Source organism: Parabacteroides sp. Marseille-P3160, from assembly GCF_900162725.1.
In the GTDB taxonomy this organism is placed as follows: Bacteria; Bacteroidota; Bacteroidia; order Bacteroidales; family Tannerellaceae; genus Marseille-P3160.
On record NZ_LT799418.1, the window covers coordinates 26954 to 44589 of the forward strand.

Here is a 17636-nt window from a genome sequence, read left to right on the forward strand (position 1 = left end):
TAAAAAAAATCGATAATGTCAGAAAAAAAGAAAACAAAAAGTCTATTTACACATCTGGTTTGTTTAAAATGCGGAAAGATCTATGATCCACTGACAACACATACTGTCTGTGAAGATGAAAATTGTAAAGGCATCCTATCCTCCCAATATGATCTCAAGAAAAATCAATTAAAACCAGAGGAACTAAAAAATCGAAAGGCATCACTCTGGCGATACAAAGAATTTCTGCCAGTATTTAATGAAGAAAATATCGTTACTTTAGGTGAAGGTTTTACTCCTATACTACAACTCCATAATTTAGGAGTACATTTAAAAGGGAAAAAAGTTTTACTTAAAGATGAATCTAATAATCCGACCGGATCATTTAAGGCGAGAGGATTAAGTGTAGCGGTTTCTAAAGCAAAAGAGCTGGGAGTTAACACCTTTGTCATTCCTACCGCTGGTAATGCAGGTGGTGCATTAGCAGCTTATGCCGCACGATCAAAATCGAAGGCATATATCTTTATGCCTAAACTCACGCCTGCTGCTTTTAAAATAGAAGCCAAATTGTTAGGTGCACAAGTGACGGAAGTAGATGGTAATATCAGTGATTGCGGCAAAATAGCAAATCAGTTGGCCAATGAAAATGGATGGTTTGATGTTTCCACTCTTAAAGAGCCTTACCGTCTTGAAGGGAAAAAAACAATGGGCTATGAAATCGCGGAACAGTTGGAGTGGAATGTCCCCGATATCATTTTCTATCCTACTGGTGGTGGAACGGGAATCATCGGCATTTGGAAAGCTTTTAATGAATTGGAAGAATTAGGCTGGATTGGGAGAAAACGTCCCAGAATGGTTGCTGTACAAAGTGATAGTTGCAATGGCATTTATACAGCTTTCCATGAAAAAAAAGAACATGCAACCTACATAGACAATGGCTTTACAGTTGCTAATGGGTTAAGGGTACCTAAACCTTATGCTGATAGTGTCATTTTACAAGTATTAAGAGAGAGTAATGGAAATTCAGTAAGTGTTTCTGATCCGGATATATTAATAGCTTTACATGAATTAACTGCAGGTGAAGGACTATTAGTTTCACCTGAAGGAGCTGCCCTTTGGCATGCTTACAAAGTATTGAACCAAACGGGTTGGATCAAAGAAGGAGAAACCGTACTATTATTGAATACCGGAAGCGGATATAAATATTTTGATAATATAACTGCACCATAAATTTATATCATTCATAAATCTGTAAGAAAATGTAAAACGACAAGATTTTTTATTAGATATGAATATGTTACCTATTCAGAAGTATTAATTGTTTTATAAAACAAAGATGAAATTGCATTGGCTTATTCTTATTAGTCTGATTTTAGGAGCCTTTACAGGAATTTTTCTCCCGGGATTGTCTCAGTATATTTCCTGGATTGGTGATTTATTCCTTAATGCGTTGAGTATGATAGTTATCCCTCTTATCTTTTGCTCCGTAGTCACCAGTATAATCGGGATACAAAGTTCACGGTTTAATTTAAAAAAAATAGGTGTCCGTGCGATAAGTTTTTATATTCTTACAATGCTGTTAGCCATAACGACAGGCCTGATTTTAGTGAACATTATTAAACCGGGAGAAGGAATCATAATTGATAACGCACTTAAATCTCAGCCTCAGTTGCAGGAGCCGTCTTTTATTGAAATGATTGTAGGTATAATACCTAAAAACATGTTTGATGCATTTACGCAGAATTACACATTACCTATCATTCTTATTGCTTTTCTTATAGCACTTAATGTCCCTAAATTGGAAAATAAATATCAGCAATTATTTAATGATATATTTCAAGGGGGACTGGAGTTAATGTTGAAAATTACCCATGTCATAATCCGTTTTTCTCCAATTGGTATATTTTCTATTATAGTAAAACAATTTAGCGGAACTTCCGATGTAGTATCTTTGATTCATAATATGATGTTGTATGTTTTGACTGTGGCGATTGGCCTTACGATCCATATGTTTGTATGGTTGCCTCTTATATTGCGGATCGGGTTTAGAGTAAACCCCATAAAACATTTTCAAAATATGTTGACCCCTATACTTACTGCGTTCTCTACAGCTTCATCAAGTGCAGCTTTACCTGCTTCTCTTTATGCAGTAGAACAGAAAGACGGCGTGTCAAAAGAATTAACCAATTTCAGCATACCTTTTGGGTCTGCGATTAATATGGATGGTGCAGCATTGTTGGAATGTGTAGCAACATTATTTATTGCCCAGGCATATGGCATAGAGCTTTCTTTTTCACATCAAATTCTTGTTGCTTTAACAGTAATGATGTGTACTACCGGTGCAGCAGGAATCCCTATGGCCGCGTTAGTTATGATGACCGTTGTGTTAAATGCAGTCGGACTCCCACTTGAAGGAATTGGCTTAATCGTGGGGATAGATAGAATATTAGATATGATGAGAAGTGCTGTGAATGTCTACAGCGATACCTGTGTCGCCGTCATGATCGCTAAATCAGAAAAAGAAACTCTTCCGATTGACATAAAAGCAACAACATAAAAAATAAGAATGCACATATCCTATTATAAATTAATGGACGATTATTAAATAATAGGGAACGTGGGTTTTGTTAAATCAGAGGAATCCCTGTGCTTTCAGGACTCCCAAGAAGATTTCAGAGAACTGTTCGTTGCTTTGCTTTGTGTAACGGATGTCGGTAAAGACTTGCGCGAGCGTTTCCTTTTTATTCTCCCGGATATACTGGCGGTTTGCCTCCAAGGCTTCTTTGGCCTGATAGAGGCGCTCGATGGCTTCCGGGGTATAATCGGTGTAGGTTTCATTATGAAGAATGGCATCCAGCGGAAGCCGTTCGGGTTGCTCCGGCAGGTCGGCCGGATAGCCGATGGTTACGGTGGTGATGGGCACAACCAATCGGGGTAGCGAAAGCGCGTCGATAATCGGTTGGGCGTTGTAGGTGGTAGTACCCAAATAGCAGATGCCTAACCCTTTCTCTTCAGCAGCCGTGCAAAAGCTTTGCGCAAAAAGCATGGAGTCAATGGCCGCCGCAATGAACGTTTGGAAATTGTCGAATCCGGCGGTTGCATTCCTCTGCCCGCACCATTTGACGAAACGGTTTGCATCGGCACAGAAGGTCAGGACGACGGGAGCATTTGTGATCATCGGTTGGTTGAAATGAGCCGGCGCCAATTCCTTCTTCTTTTCCGAATCCCGGGTGACGACCACGCTATATAATTGCATATTGCCCGTATTGGATGCCCGTGCAGCAATTTCCAGAAGTTCTCTTAAGAGACTTTCGGGCACTTCCTGCTTCGTATACTTACGGATTGTCCGCCTGTTTTTCATTTTCTCCAGCATCTTTCCTCCTTTTTTATCGCAAATATAACATTCGCCAACTGATTTTCCTTGTTCGTCGTTGAACAAATTTCAAATATGGGCCAGTCATGCCAGAGTACGGGAATATAAATCGATAGACAAATTGCCGGCGAAAGACATTCATCGTTTTCTCCGTTTGCCCTACCGAATGTTATTATTCCCGTTTGAGAATCTCTACTAAAGTAGGCTCTTTGAATCTTTTGACAGCTGTTAAATATAAACTCAACAGCTGTCAAAAGATGAATTGAATAGCGCCAAAGGAAAAACCGGTTAGCACCCACTGGGTTTCAATATGCAGAGAGGATTAGATCAGGGAAATCACCTGGCTATTGGCCTGGTCGATCAAGTTCTGATCCAGCGAGGCCAGGTAGATGCGGGTTGTTTTCTCATTTTCATGCCCCATCCCTTCGCTGATGACCTGGATCGGGATGCCAGTCCTTTTCGCAAGGCTTGCCCAGGAGTGGCGGGAGACATACGACGTAAGCGGAGTATCCAGTTGCAGCAACCGGGAGATATCTTTTAAACGCTTGTTATATTTGCGCAGGGCGCTGCTGTAATTATCTTTTTCCGTATAGAGGATGGGCAAGAGCCAATCGCTGTTTCGAGTCAGGCGGCTGTACCGGTCGATGATTTCCTGAATGCTTTCTTCCACTTTGATAACCAGATTTTGCTTTGTCTTGCTTCTTGTATAATAGAGCATTCCGTTTTTTATATTTGACTTCTTCAGATGCGCCATATCGACAAAAGACATGCCCCTCGTATAAAAACTGAACAGGAAGAGATCCCGTGAAAAAGCCAGCCGCTTATGGGTGGAAAGATCGAGGTCTTTCAGATGTATCATGACCGATTTGTCCACCGCCCGTTTGGCCGTCCTTCCGATTCCTGTATAGACATTCCGGAAAGGATAATTTTGGGTTGCCAGTCCTTCCTGCACCGCTCGGTTATAAACTGCCCGTAGGACGCGCATATAGCAAGAGCTGCTGTTCGGAACGACTCCTTTCTTTTTCAGCCAGCTCTCGTATTGCTCCATTCGCTTCGATTCGATCTTCTCGATGCGGATGTCTTCGCCTTCCAGGAATGTACGGAAGCTTTTCATAGCCGTCTTATAGATGGAAGCGGTTTTTTCCTGCCCTTTTTGGATCAGTTGTTTGATGCGGTAGTCCATAAAAACAAAAAAGAAGCCGTTTAGCACGCGGCTTCTGTAGAAGGAAAATAATTCGTCGACGGTATAACTTCCCCGCCTTTCGAGCAGGTCGATGAGATTGTTCAGGAACGTCATTTCCTTTTCCAATCCTTTTTTTATCTCGATCAAATAAGGGCAACGTTCGGTCCGGTTTAAATCGACGATAATCGTCTCTTTTTTCCGGTCCCATTCCGTCGGCAAGAGTCGAAAATGAGTAGTAATTTGCTTCACTTTTCTCTCATGGATTAGCTGAATGTAGAGAACTCCCTCCTTGTGTGAAACATGGGAAGGCCTGAATTTAATTTTAACAGATGTCATAGTGTGTAATAATTATAAGGTTGATATTTGTTCTATAAAGAGAAAGCAAGACACGTTTGCTTTTCCTTACAGACGATTAAACAAATGAGTTCGAGTCGATAAGAAGGTACCTCAAAAAGGAGAGATATAGTTTTGCTTTTTTAGCTTAAGGTCGAAAAAGGCGATGCCGAAAAAGCCGGATTCGATGGTAACCGAAATACCCGGATGAACGCGCAATGTTTTCCAAGACTCCCGGAATGCGGCGGATTGGTGAATGCCGCCTATGGCCAATACGGACTTTTCGTGCAGGGCGGGAAGACAGGTTTCCAGAATCCAATCGATCGTTTCCCCTTCATTATAAGAATCGATGAATATGAAATCGAGCTGTCCTAACTCATCCACTGCCGTGGGCAAAAGCCTTCTATAATCCCCGACGTAAAAACGGACCGTATTATGCGCCTTTTTTTGGATAACCGGCAAGAAGGAAGATAGATAGGAGCGATCGGTTTCCAACGCAATGCAATGCAACCCAGAAGCATAGGCAGTGAGATATAACGCCGCCAAACCGAAGGAAGAGCCGAGCAACAGCATCTTTTCCGGCTTGAAATAGTTCGCCAGGCGGAAAAGCAATTCCCCATCCCGCGAGCGCATGGCCTCTTTCCTGAAGACGCCGGACGGTATAACCGTCGCGATTTCTTTTCTTATCTTCTTTATTTCCGAATAGCAATAGTAAGGGCAATGCTCCTTGATGACTTTCGTGATTAATTGGAATGCAAAGGGAGAATGGACTCCATGTCCTTTACCGTGGTATATCTTTCGATAGTCGTCTTTTTTCCATCCCATTTCTATACGCGTCCGTTGAATTCATCTACCGAATAATTCAGAAAACGGTTGAACGGGAATAGTTTCTTGAAATCCTCAACTGCCTGCTCCATCCAGTCCGGTTGTGCAAAGAAAGAGTCCGGCTTGGAAGTATAGACACAAAAATCCTTATGTTTCAAAATATAATCGTAGGGATAGTCTGCAGGGAAACCGACCGGCATCCGTTTCAGTTGCTCTCCGTCCAATTCCGGATAAACCGCCTTGAATTCCTGCTTTTCGATAATTTCCAGAAATTCATCCATATTATCGTATATATCCCGCCGGAGCTTTTTCAGCAAAGGGGAAGGAGGGCACCAGATCCCGCCGGAAAGCAGGCTGTTTCCAGGTTCCATATGGAGATAATACCCGGCGTACTCGCTGTTCTTCCCGCCCGCTGAGATATAAGCGGCAAAATGATTCTTATAGGGCAGCTTATTGGGAGAAAAGCGAATGTCACGATAAATCCGGAAAATGCAATCTTTGGCTTCCACACCGGCAACTTTCGGGTCGAAGGATGCAATCCGGTTGATTAACAACTGGACTTCCTCCAGGAAGAAATGGCGCAATGTGTCGAATCTTTCTTTGTTTTTCTGAAACCAGTCACGGTTGTTATTCTCTTGTAAATCCTTTAAAAATGAAATAATCTGCTCATTCATTGTACCTTGTTTTTACTCTTTGTTGTTTCCCTAAAAATAGAATCCCAAATTTAAGAATAATTGCGGTTTCTTTGTATGGTTAGAGTAACCAATGTTTGCTCCCAGCGGGCCGATCAAACTGTTGTACGTATAACCGAAGCTGGCTCCCCAAAGGTATTCCCCTTTTAAAAGATCCATTATACCGTCATGATACATCCCGAAACTTCCCTTGAGAGATAGATAATGAGCCGTTCCGATTCGTTGGCGAAGATGAAGCCCGCCGATGACGACGGCGTTTCCGATGATTTCCAGATTCTGGATTCCGGCGAAAGGCAATTGTTGCGACAGATAGCGGCCCGTAACTTCCCCCCCGATGGCATTGAAATACGGATAGGCCGGATTCCGTCCGATTAAGACCCGGCTATACAGGGAAGGAAGGAGGCTGATCTGCCTGCCGAGTGGAAGGACGGAAGTCACTCCAATCCTGGCGGAAGAGAAAGGAGCCTGCCCTTTATATTGGAAAAGATTATCGGTATATAGCATATAATCGCCTTCGAGGGAGATTCCTGTAGTCGGGAAATATTGCCGGTCCAACGTTTCGAAGCGCGCCTTGAGAAAATAATTGAGATACCCATCAGGGTCTACCTGGTAGTTCTGTTCCGCATTCTGGTACAGAAAAGATGTATAGTCGTAATACTCGTAGCGTACGCCGACATTCAGCATAAAGCCCAGCCAGTTCATGTCCGAGTAACCTATTTCAAGCAAATGATTCAAATAGCTTGTAATCAGCATTTTATCACCATGGTTGAAAATATCCAAGTCTTTGTAATCCAGCTGGTAAGAGATATTGATGTTTCGCGAAAGGGTGCTATATGCGGCATAGTCAAGCGCAACGGAGGATGTTCTTTTTCCTACGCGACCGGTAAAGGCCAGGCGGGTTTGGTATCTTGACCTGAGATCGAGGGTCGCGTTAAGCAGTACGGCCACCTGTTCATCCGAATCGAACCGGAGCCCGGCATTAAGTGAACTACTGGTTTTTTTCTGCATGGTTACCACCAGGTCGTACGGCTCCTGGTTTAAGAGGCGGTAAGTCACCTTGGCGTACAAGTCCGTACCGGCCAGGATGGAAATACTTTCCTGCAGGTTTGTGATGGAGATGCGGCTATTTTCTTTCAGCCGGCTGATTTTCAACAACCATTTTTCATCCCTCCAATCGATACCCTCGAAGCGGATTCGACGGATAGACAGCGAGTCCCGCCTCGCCGGGGGATATTCGGGCCGGTAGCATCCGGAGGAAGACGGGAGAGAATCTGTCCCAAAAATATCCTTTTTTATCGCCATCAACCGGCTCCAGTGGCTTCGTGCTTCCCATTCTCCCCGCTGGATCATGGTTTGCAAAGCAGGAGCATTGAAGCTGGCAGAACTGTAAGGCGTCAGATTCGGGCGGAGGTGCAAAGTAGTCTTTGCGATATTCTCTTCGTATTTCTCGTTTCCATGCAGGGCAACGATTTGACCGAGGACATCACTCGGCGTGTTTATGGCCTTCAGGTCCTTCAGATCGCTGGTTCCCAAGTCCACTCCAATGATAATATCCGCTCCCATGGAGAGCGCCACATCTACCGGGAAATTATTGTTGAGACCTCCGTCAATCAAGACCATGCCATCCAGATGGACGGGGGTGAATACGGCGGGTATCGCCATGCTGGCGCACATCGCCAGCGGCAGATTACCTTGATGGAATACAAAGTCTTTCCCGGAAACGACATCCACGGCTATGCAGGCAAAAGGGATTCTGAAACGGTTAAAGTCGGTTGTGTCATGATAACCGACAGTCAGGTCGGAGAAAAGGTTTTGGAGGCTTTGTCCCTCAATCACTCCCCGGATTCGCCGTTCTTCTTTTGTCAATCCGAAAGGGAGAGTCAGGAAATAGCGTTCCGAACGTTCCCTGGCGTTATAGGAAAGATTGTTCCGTTGGATTTTATCGCTGAGCAACGCACTCCAGTCCTGCACCCTTACCAGACTGTCGATGGCCTCTGCATCATATCCGATAGCATACAGCCCCCCCACGATGGCTCCCATACTGGTTCCGGCGATATAGTCAATGGGGATGCCGGCCTCTTCAAGTACTTTCAGTACTCCGATGTGGGCGACGCCCTTAGCTCCGCCACCTCCCAGAACAAGCCCTACTTTCTTCCGCTGGCCGGTCACGCAGCATAACGTAATCAAAGCCAATATTACTAAAATAAAATACCTCCTCATCCGATAGCATTTTATACCAAAGATACATAGGAGAACCGATTTTCTCCCCTCATTGTTAAATAAATTTTGGCTAAAGGAGATATCATGCTAAATTACAGGCGCATGAAACAAGTCGCTTATGAAAATGGCCGGTCGGTTACAGCAGGCGACCGGGTGATCACCCTGCGGGCCATCATCGCGCTCATCGTTCATCGTTGGTCATTTCCAAGAGCCGCCCCAAATCCTCCTCTTTCAGGCTGAGCCGTTTCTTATCGGGGGTAAACATCGGCAACTCGGAGAGCTGGTTGTCCAGCATGTATTCATGGAAAGAGCGTAGCAATTGCGACACCTCTTTCGACAAGGGTTCGGGCCGGTTGCTTTTCTGCTTCAGCCATTCGGATGCATAAAGATAGTTCAGATATAAGATCAGCCCGCGATCTTCCTCCCTCACGATATATGCCTGGTCCGTAGCGCGGTAAGAAGATGAAACCAAGAGGTAGAGGATCCGTAGATCCTCTGGCTTTTCTTTCCAATGCTTATACTGGTCCGCCAGATAATTTTCGGGTCCGAATGGCTGTGAGCTCCTTTTCTCTTCGAACGGGAGGCGGGCGAGCAATACTTTCAGCGAATCGGCCGTCAGGATCCCTGTAGTCGAATCGGGAGCCAACGTCGGGAGTTCGGAAACGTTCCGAGCCAGCATATAATCATGGAATGATTGCAAGGCGTTGCGATTCATCCGGATATTGACCGAATCGTTTCCTGTGCGGAGCCGTTCTTTGCCGTACAGATAGTTGATAAACAGTCCCCGCTGCCTTTGCTCTTCATCCGGGTATTGATAGACGGCGGGATAGGAATAAAAATAAGCCAGCTTGGTGAGGAAAGCGAAACCCTGGACGGGGTCCTCTTTCCAGAGTTGGTAATAGATGGGAATGGCTTGTTCGCGTTTCCCGTCCTTTTCCAATGTTTCGGCGCGGAAAACACTCAGTTTCCTAACCATACCGGCGGGCGGTTTCATGTTTTCCTCCGCGCGGTCGTACAGGAAGAAAGCCCGTTGGCGGTCATAGGTCCTGCCTAAGGCAGAACCCAGCAACATGCAGACCTCGGCGGAAGTCGTATCTTCCCGATAGGCCTTTTCCAGAAGGTCGATACTGTTGAAGAACGACCCGGCGTAATAGCGGGAAGCGCCTCCATATTTGAGCGTCATATACGAAGAATCGCCGGCGGCAAGCAGCTGGGTATAGATCGTGTCCGCCTGCAAATATTCCTCATTGATATAATACCCCATACCCTTGTATTGCAGAAGGGTGCGGTTTGCCGGATTGTAAACCAACGCCGTATCGCAGATGGCGAGCGATTCCTGGGCCTGTTCCTTTCCATTCCGGAGTAGGATGTTGACAACCGCCGCAGCATAGAGGGGATTTTCCTTATTCAGGTTGAAAGCGTTTGAATAGGCAAAAAAGGCGGAGAGCGGATCCTGCAGTTTCAGGCAGCAGTTTCCCAATTCGTATTCGACTGCCGCATTCTCCGGAAAATGCCTTTGCAGGAATTCCAGTTGAATGACCGCTTCCGGATAATTTCCGCTCTGGTAATAGAGTTGGGCCAATTGGTAACGGGCAAAGAAATGACTGCTGTCGCGCTCCAGTACTTGTCTGAAATAGCGCTCGGCTTCGGTTGCCTTCCCTAAGGAGAGAGCCGCCCGCCCCAACGTAGAGAGTATCCCGAGGTTTGCCGTATCCAAAGTCAAGCAATACTGGTAAGTCCGGTAAGCCTTCCCGTAATCCAGTAAGTTTTCATAGTTTTTACCGACGGCAAGCATCAAGTCGATATTCATGGAGTCCGTTTTCGTCAGGCTGTCCGCCGTCAGGAGTACCGGGTCGAAGAACTTCTTCCATAACCACTCCCCGTCTCTTTTATTGGCTGCTTCCTGCCCTTGCAATGCGAGGACGGATAGGAGGCAGATACACAAAAGGTAGTTGTATTTTCTCATATAACGCATGTTTTAAATCGAGCCTCTTTCTGCAATTTCTTTTGGAAAGGAAACCGTTTCCAAATCTACGGTAATATCGTAAAAAGAACTACATTATGCGGTTAACTTATGTTAACCGCCTTAAAGAAAAGCTCTACGCAGCCATTCCATGCGGTCTTTTATATTGTCAGAACAATGAAGGCATCCGATGGCGATAATTGTAGAAGGTGTGTCAAAAGGGCCGTAAGGGAATTCCGTAGGGGCGAATTGCATTCGCCCCTACGGAATTCCCTTACGACCGACCCTTTTGTCACACCTTCTCTTTCAGTTAATCTTTACGAAACCATTTTTTACTTAGATGGCGTACGGGATACCAGGCGGAGATAAAGCCGATAAATAGTACGGTGAGGAAGGTGGTTATCAGGTCGGAGATTTCCACCTGCACCGGATAGGCATCTGTAATAAACGAGCCGCTTTGCCCCAGTTTGATCAGCCCGTATTTCTGCTGCAAGAGACAAAGCCCTACCCCTAATAGAAGCCCGATGATGGCGCCGAAGATGGAAATTAACCAACCCTCGAAAAGGAAGATCCGGTGGATTAGCCGCTCGTTCGCCCCCATCGTACGGAGGATCTCCACGTCCGCCCGTTTTTCCAGCATCAGCATGGAGAGGGAGCCCACCACATTAAAAGTGGCCAGCATGAGGATAAAGCAGAGGATGAGATAGGTGATACCCTTCTCTACTTCCATCATCTTAAAGGAATCGGCCTGCTGTTCATAGCGGTCGAGCACGTCGTACTCTTTTCCCAGGATGTCCGCGATCTTCCTCTTTGCCTGCAACAGATCCGCTTCCGGGCGGATCTTCAGCTCGACGGAAGAAACCTCTTTTTCATAATGGAACAAGGAGCGTGCGACAGCGAGAGGGATCAAAACGTAATTATCGTCATAGACGGCCTGGTTGATGCAAAAGACACCGCCGATATAGGCATATTCCACGGAAAGGGAAGTCGCGACATTCGCTACGTTGACTTTTTCGTCCCGCTTGGGAGCGTACATTTCGAGCGGAGAAACAAAACCGGCGTTCACTCCAAGCGTGGAGGCGACACCGATCCCGAGCGTAGCATAACTCACATCGCCCTCCTGAAGGGCGAAACGCCCGTCGAAAATGGCACTGTCTATCTGCGCCAGCTCGTGGAAAGTCGAATCCACTCCCTTGATCGTTACGATTTCTTCCCGCTGCTGGTAGCGCAACAAAGCATTCTCCTGCAGTGTTTCACAGAAAAGGGAAACTTCCGGCAATTCCTTTACTTTCCGAAAGGCATCGGCGGTCGGGTCGAAAACTTTCCCCGAAACGGGAACAACCTTCAACTCCGGGTCAAAACTGCTGAACATATCCGAAACAAGTCCCCTGAAGCCGTTGAATATCGAAAGCGCGCAGACCAAAGCTGCCGTTGCGATGACGACGCCGCAAACGGCAACCATCGAAATGATGTTGATCGCATTATGCGATTTCTTGGCAAACAGGTATCGCCGGGCAATATAAAAGGAGAGATTCAAGGGTTATTTATTTTGATAACAATTTGTCGATATTGTCGACATAATCCAGTGAATCATCGATGAAGAAGCTCAGTTCCGGTATCTTGCGAAGCTGCAAGCGCACCCGCTGCCCCAGGTCATACCGGATAGTCCTGGCGTTGGCCTCTATCGCTTTCAGCAGTTCCTCTCTCCTCTCCGGGGGAAAGATACTGAGGTAGACCCGCGCCACGCTCAGATCGGGACTGACGCGTACGGCGGTCACCGTAATTAGCGTTCCATGCATCGATTTCGCCTCTTTCAGGAAGAGATCGCCTAATTCTTTTTGGAGCAGACGTCCTATTTTATTTAATCTTGTACTTTCCATCGTGTTATTTTTTCCATATCATTGTTAATCCGTCACGCAGGGGAAGAATCACTTTCTCTATGCGCGTATCCCTTTTAATTTTTTCATTGAACTCCAATATCCCGGCCGTTTGCCCGTCGGTATGGGAGCCTTCTTCCACCACCTTCCCCGACCAAAGGGTATTGTCCGCTAAGATTAGTCCACCTTGGCGAAGACGGGTAAAAACCAGGTCGTAATAGTCTACATACTTCCGCTTATCCGCATCGATATAAATCAAGTCGAACGTCCCTTCCAACCGGGGAATGACTTCCATTGCATCTCCGAAATGCAGGCGGATCTTCCCTTTATCCGGCGAAGGATCGAGATATTTTCGGATGAAGTCTTCCATTTCGTCGTTTATCTCGATCGTGTCGATGCGCGCATCCTCTTCCAGGCCTTCCGCCATACAAAGCGTGGCATACCCCGTATAAGTCCCGATTTCCAGTACCCGTTCCGGGCGCATCATCCGGCAAAACATTTTCAGGACGCGTCCTTGCAGGTGGCCGGCAATCATCCTGGGGCGGAGCAGGTTCACATGGGCATCCCGGTTCAGGGCTTTCAGCAGCTCGCTTTCCTCATCACTATGTGCCAGAAGATATTCCTCGATCCGCTCGGTTTCCATCATATTTTCTTGAATGTCGGGAGCGAATATTCGTCGCCCGAATCCAATATTTTACCTACATTGTTGATTTCAAGGAAGGAGGTGCCTCCGCCTTCCCCGAAACTGCCGCTCAAATAGGCCACCATATCGTTGCGGGTAAGCCTCCCGATATTAATCAGGTCATTCAGTGCGCTGTAAAAATAACGGCGGCGGCTGTTGTCGTAGGGCTGGTAAACCGCCCAGACGCCATAGGAGAGGGAAAGCATGCGAGTCAGGTTGCTCCGGTAGCAGATGGCGAAGACGGTCGCCGGCCCGCGGAAAGCCGCCAGGTAACGGGCGGTACGGCCGGTATAACTGTCCGTGATAATCGCCCTTACATGCAATTTGGAGGAAGAGCGGACGGCCTGCTTGGCAAGGAAAGAGGTCACATCCAGGTCATTTCCTTCAATCGGCACCCGGATGTCGTTGGCCGATAACTTTGTCTTTTCCGCTTCGCGGATCACTTTCGTCATGGTCTGCACCGCTTCCAGCGGATATTTCCCATAAGCCGTTTCGCCGCTTAGCATCAGGGCGTCTGTCCGGTAGTAGATAGCGTTGGCGATGTCGGTTACCTCCGCACGCGTCGGACGCGGATTGGAAATCATCGAATGTAACATCTGAGTTGCCACGATAACCGGCTTCTTTACTTCGACACATTTGCGGATCAATACCCGTTGGATACCCGGTATCTTTTCGGCAGGCACTTCGATTCCCAGGTCGCCGCGGGCAATCATGATGCCGTAGGCGACTTCCAGTATCTCGTCAATATTATCCACGCCTTCTTGGTTCTCTATTTTGGCAATAATCTTGATCGGGCTATCATATTCGTCCAATATTTTCTGGATATCCAGCACATCCTGTTTATTCCGGACAAACGAGTGGGCGATAAAGTCCAGGTCATTTTTGATAGCGAAAATAATGTTATTGCGATCCTTTTCCGTCAAAGAGGGAAGGTTGATGCGTACACCGGGGACATTGACACTCTTGCGGCTGCCTACTGTAGAGTCATTCAACACCTCCGCAACCAGATAGTCGTCATGCTTCTCCCGGATAATTAATTCGGTTTCCCCGTCATCGATCAACATATCCCCGCCCACATGCATGTCGGCGATGAAACTCCGGTACGTGACGCTGATCGCTTCTTGGGTTGAGAGGCGGTCCGGGTCGCCATATATTTTGATGATATCTCCGCTCTTGAAAGAGAGGGGAGCTTCGCCGTCGATGGTCGTGGTGCGCACTTCCGGGCCTTTGGTATCCATCAGGATACCGATCCGGTTGGATACGGCGCGGACATTGTTTATAATCTTTGTGAACCCTTCTTCTTTCAGATGGGCCGAATTCATTCGTACTACGTTCATCCCCGCATTGTAAAGGGAACGGATGAACGGTTCTTCGCAACGCTGATCTGAAATAGTTGCTACGATTTTTGTATGTTTCAACATAAAAAAAGCTTTTATCTAAATTAATAATATAAAGGAAACGGTTCTTTCCCCTACAGGAACGATTCGATCGCCAAGCGGTACGAATCCAAACCAAATCCAAGGATGACCCCTCTGCAGGCCGCCGATATCATGGATACATGACGGAAGGCCTCCCGGGCGTGTACATTCGAGATATGTACCTCGACAACCGGAGTATTTACTCCCTTGATCGCATCATGTAAGGCGATAGAGGTATGTGTATAGGCACCGGCATTGAGTATGATCCCGTCATAATCGAAACCGGTTTCCTGTATCTTGTTAATCAACTCGCCTTCGATGTTACTTTGATAGTAGGAAATCTCGCATTCGGGATATCCTCCCCTTAGTTCTGCCAGATAGGTTTCGAACGCAGTACTTCCGTAAACTGCCGGTTCGCGTTTTCCCAACAGATTCAAGTTAGGCCCATTGATTATCTGTATCTTCTTCATTTTTAGCATAAGTTTATTACCTTTGCCTGACTATTTTCAAAATCGAAATATAGCGCAAAAGTAATGATTTAATTTGGAACATAGAAGTTTAATCCGGTTACTTCATAGTGAAAAAAACAGTATGTTTCATTTCTCTTTAGGTACAGATGAAAGAATCCGATAACATCATCAGGAAATATAAGCAATTCATCCTCTTGGAGAAGTCGCTTGCCTCAAATACAGTGGAGGCTTATCTTCAGGATCTCGACAAGCTGCTTTCCTTTATTCAGTCGGAAAGGGAGAGCCGCCGCCCGGATCTGAGCCTGCAGAATCTCACCTATGGCGATTTACAGCAATTTGTCGCCCAACTCAAAGACCAGGGAATCCAGGCCCGCTCCCAGGCCCGGATCATTTCCGGCATCAAGTCGTTCTACTATTTCTTGCTGCTGGACGGATATGTAACTGCCGACCCGACTGAATTGCTCGAATCTCCCAAAATCGGCACCAAGATACCGGAAGTGCTGACCGTCGGTGAGATCAACGATATTCTGGACAGCATCGACCTGTCCCAGCCGGAAGGGCAGCGCAACCGGGCTATGCTGGAGGTGCTTTATAGTTGCGGCCTGCGTGTTTCCGAACTGGTGACCCTCCGGTATTCGGATGTTTTTTTCGAGGAGGAGTTTATCAAGGTAGAGGGGAAAGGGAGCAAGCAACGGCTGGTTCCTATTTCACAACCGGCCCTGCATGAAATCAAAAACTATCTTTACGACCGGAATCTGGTAAAGGTCAAGAAAGGATTTGAAGATATCCTTTTCCTCAGCCGCCGGGGAACCGCACTTTCACGGATCATGGTCTTCCATATTATTAAGCAACAAGCGGAGCTGGCCGGTATTCGCAAGAATATCAGCCCGCATACGTTTCGCCATTCTTTCGCCACCCATTTGCTGCAAGGAGGAGCCGATCTCCGCGCCATCCAGTTGATGATGGGGCATGAGAGCATCAGCACAACTGAAATTTATACGCATATCGACCGCGAATTTCTCCGGGAAGAGATCATCAATCACCATCCGCGAAACAGGAAGGGATAGATTGCCGGACTCATTTGCAGGATTCAGGCTTTGATGTGAGCTTGGCGTAAACTTCTTCTTTAGAAACCGAAAAATTTTCTTTTTTATTGATCCGCTCTAATACGAGTTGGCCTACAGCGCGGGCAGAAGTTTCGTCAGGGAAAGAGACGGAACGGTCGTAAGCCGGTATAGTCGGCTGATAGATCAGTCTTTTCTTGTTTATTGTGATCTGATATCCCCATCCGCCTTCTTCCAGCTGAAAGGTCTCTAATCGGGGCCCGCTGGAATGCCGGATCCATAGATTCCCCGCCAGTAGAATAAGAAATGCCGTTAAGAGGAGCAAGGCCGTCTTTCTTCTTCTCTTAATATTCATCTTCATCATATTCATATGGATGGAGTTCCCAAATATCGTCGAAGTAGAGCGTACCGCTTTTGCCGGTAGCAATAAATCCTCTTTCCCCGTTAGAGAAAGCCACGGCTAAACTCCGGGCGGTACCTTTGAATTTGGATACATTTACCCATAAGTCGGTGCTCGGTTCGTACCTCCAGGTATCACTGCGCACACTCCCACTCTCTCCGCATCCCAGATAAGCCTTACCATCTATAACAAAGGCGCAAGCATTCGTACGGACGATTGTATAGTCGTCATCATAATCATCATCGGAAGTGTTGGCTATGTCACGCAATTGGGTCCAAGTGGCAGTCGAGGCGTTAAACTTCCAAAAGTCACTGACATAATCCCCGTTATTTTCCCCGCAACAAACATAGACTGTATTATCAATGGTAAAGCTTGTCGCCCCTCTCCGCTTGCTTCCCCCAATACTGACAATTTGCGACCAACTATTGGTTGAAGGGTTGAATGCATAAAAGTCTTTCAGGTAATTTCCATCATACCCACAGCCTATATATCCTTTACCATCGATTCCAAAACCAACAGCACCGGAACGAGCGGAACCGGGGAAATTACTTTTTTGTGTCCATGTATTCGAATTCGTATCGTATTCCCAGAAATCATTAAAATAAGTAGTATCATAATATCCGGTGCCTGAATATCCCTTTTGACCAATTGCAAAGGAAACGGCCAAATTACGCGGCGTACCGGGGAAGTCGGCTTTTTGTGTCCAGAAATCCTGATCCATGTCGTATTCCCAAAGGTCATTCAACCATACCTTTCCGGTAAAACCACAGACCAGATAGCCCTTGTTTCCAATTGTAAAAGAGGATGCGCCACTGCGGGTCAATCCGTCGAAATCGGATACTCGATACCATTTACCGATTAAATCATCATCGTCGTCATCTGAGCAAGCTGAGAAAATGACAGGAAGTAGTATTAAGAGAAAAACTAAAGAATGTTTGTTTACCATTATCTAATGTATTACTGTTACTGTTTGGAAATACAAAAAAAGGAGGTGGCGGGTAAGTAAACAAATCGAATCGGTGGATTATCTGTTTTTGTCGTCCGGCAGGCTATTGCAACTGATTAATCAAATGAAGGATTTCCGAGAGAAGGCTAACGGGTTGAAACATGCCTTTAATAGAAAATAAAAAACCATTGGCAGGTAAGAGTTGGATAAA

Annotated in this window: 15 protein-coding genes and 1 pseudogene; 3 read left to right on the plus strand and 13 right to left on the minus strand. The window is 46.3% G+C overall.

Annotation, left to right across the window (positions count from 1 at the left end; translation table 11 throughout):
* Nucleotides 1-15 precede the first annotated feature (15 nt).
* Together BQ8014_RS00140 and BQ8014_RS00145 are read left to right on the plus strand one after the other, a co-directional pair.
* Nucleotides 16-1209 (plus strand): threonine synthase, encoded by a 1194-nt coding sequence (locus tag BQ8014_RS00140; RefSeq protein ID WP_080902573.1) that lies wholly within the window; start codon nt 16-18, stop codon nt 1207-1209.
* 106 nt (nt 1210-1315) lie between these two features.
* On the plus strand, nt 1316-2536 hold the full coding sequence (locus tag BQ8014_RS00145; RefSeq protein WP_080902574.1) for a dicarboxylate/amino acid:cation symporter: 1221 nt from the start codon (nt 1316-1318) through the stop codon (nt 2534-2536).
* Nucleotides 2537-2611: 75 nt separating this feature from the next.
* On the opposite strand, the gene BQ8014_RS00150 is transcribed toward BQ8014_RS00145, so the two are convergent.
* The 11 genes and pseudogenes from BQ8014_RS00150 to aroQ all read right to left on the minus strand — a co-directional run bounded on the left by BQ8014_RS00150 (nt 2612) and on the right by aroQ (nt 15015).
* Entirely contained in the window at nt 2612-3352 is a 741-nt protein-coding gene (locus tag BQ8014_RS00150) for a nitroreductase family protein (RefSeq protein WP_080905725.1), read from the minus strand.
* A gap of 322 nt (nt 3353-3674) precedes the next feature.
* The gene (locus BQ8014_RS00155; RefSeq protein ID WP_080902575.1) at nt 3675-4871 is read right to left on the minus strand and encodes a site-specific integrase; all 1197 of its coding nucleotides are present in this window, start codon (nt 4869-4871) and stop codon (nt 3675-3677) included.
* Nucleotides 4872-4982: 111 nt separating this feature from the next.
* The gene (locus BQ8014_RS00160; RefSeq protein WP_080902576.1) at nt 4983-5693 is read right to left on the minus strand and encodes a class I SAM-dependent methyltransferase; all 711 of its coding nucleotides are present in this window, start codon (nt 5691-5693) and stop codon (nt 4983-4985) included.
* Between the two features lie 2 nt (nt 5694-5695).
* Nucleotides 5696-6367, minus strand: coding sequence for a DUF2461 domain-containing protein (locus BQ8014_RS00165; protein ID WP_080902577.1), 672 nt, complete (start codon nt 6365-6367; stop codon nt 5696-5698).
* Between the two features lie 30 nt (nt 6368-6397).
* Nucleotides 6398-8605 carry a patatin-like phospholipase family protein gene (locus tag BQ8014_RS00170; RefSeq protein ID WP_080902578.1) on the minus strand — a complete coding sequence of 736 codons (2208 nt, stop codon included), beginning with the start codon at nt 8603-8605 and terminating at the stop codon, nt 6398-6400.
* A 1447-nt stretch (nt 8606-10052) separates the two neighbouring features.
* Nucleotides 10053-10580 (minus strand): annotated as a pseudogene (locus BQ8014_RS19965) (tetratricopeptide repeat protein); the annotation flags it as partial.
* Between the two features lie 298 nt (nt 10581-10878).
* Entirely contained in the window at nt 10879-12105 is a 1227-nt protein-coding gene (locus BQ8014_RS00180) for an FtsX-like permease family protein (RefSeq protein WP_080902580.1), read from the minus strand.
* Nucleotides 12106-12112: 7 nt separating this feature from the next.
* Nucleotides 12113-12448 carry a 30S ribosome-binding factor RbfA gene (gene rbfA, locus BQ8014_RS00185; protein ID WP_080902581.1) on the minus strand — a complete coding sequence of 112 codons (336 nt, stop codon included), beginning with the start codon at nt 12446-12448 and terminating at the stop codon, nt 12113-12115.
* A 4-nt stretch (nt 12449-12452) separates the two neighbouring features.
* Entirely contained in the window at nt 12453-13091 is a 639-nt protein-coding gene (locus BQ8014_RS00190) for an O-methyltransferase (protein ID WP_080902582.1), read from the minus strand.
* A complete protein-coding gene (gene pyk, locus BQ8014_RS00195; protein ID WP_080902583.1) occupies nt 13088-14548 on the minus strand; it encodes a pyruvate kinase in 1461 nt (486 codons plus the stop codon). The genes BQ8014_RS00190 and pyk overlap by 4 nt, the downstream gene beginning before the upstream one ends.
* Nucleotides 14549-14598: 50 nt before the next feature.
* Nucleotides 14599-15015 carry a type II 3-dehydroquinate dehydratase gene (gene aroQ, locus BQ8014_RS00200; protein WP_080905726.1) on the minus strand — a complete coding sequence of 139 codons (417 nt, stop codon included), beginning with the start codon at nt 15013-15015 and terminating at the stop codon, nt 14599-14601.
* Nucleotides 15016-15161: 146 nt separating this feature from the next.
* Here aroQ and xerD point away from each other — a divergent pair, with 146 nt between their 5' ends.
* A complete protein-coding gene (gene xerD, locus BQ8014_RS00205) occupies nt 15162-16082 on the plus strand; it encodes a site-specific tyrosine recombinase XerD (RefSeq protein WP_080902584.1) in 921 nt (306 codons plus the stop codon).
* Nucleotides 16083-16092: 10 nt separating this feature from the next.
* On the opposite strand, the gene BQ8014_RS00210 is transcribed toward xerD, so the two are convergent.
* On the minus strand, nt 16093-16434 hold the full coding sequence (locus BQ8014_RS00210; protein ID WP_234997943.1) for a DUF4907 domain-containing protein: 342 nt from the start codon (nt 16432-16434) through the stop codon (nt 16093-16095).
* Nucleotides 16424-17425, minus strand: a complete 1002-nt coding sequence (locus BQ8014_RS00215) for a Kelch repeat-containing protein (protein ID WP_080902586.1) — start codon at nt 17423-17425, stop codon at nt 16424-16426. Before BQ8014_RS00215 ends, BQ8014_RS00210 begins: the two co-directional genes overlap by 11 nt.
* Nucleotides 17426-17636: the final 211 nt, after the last annotated feature.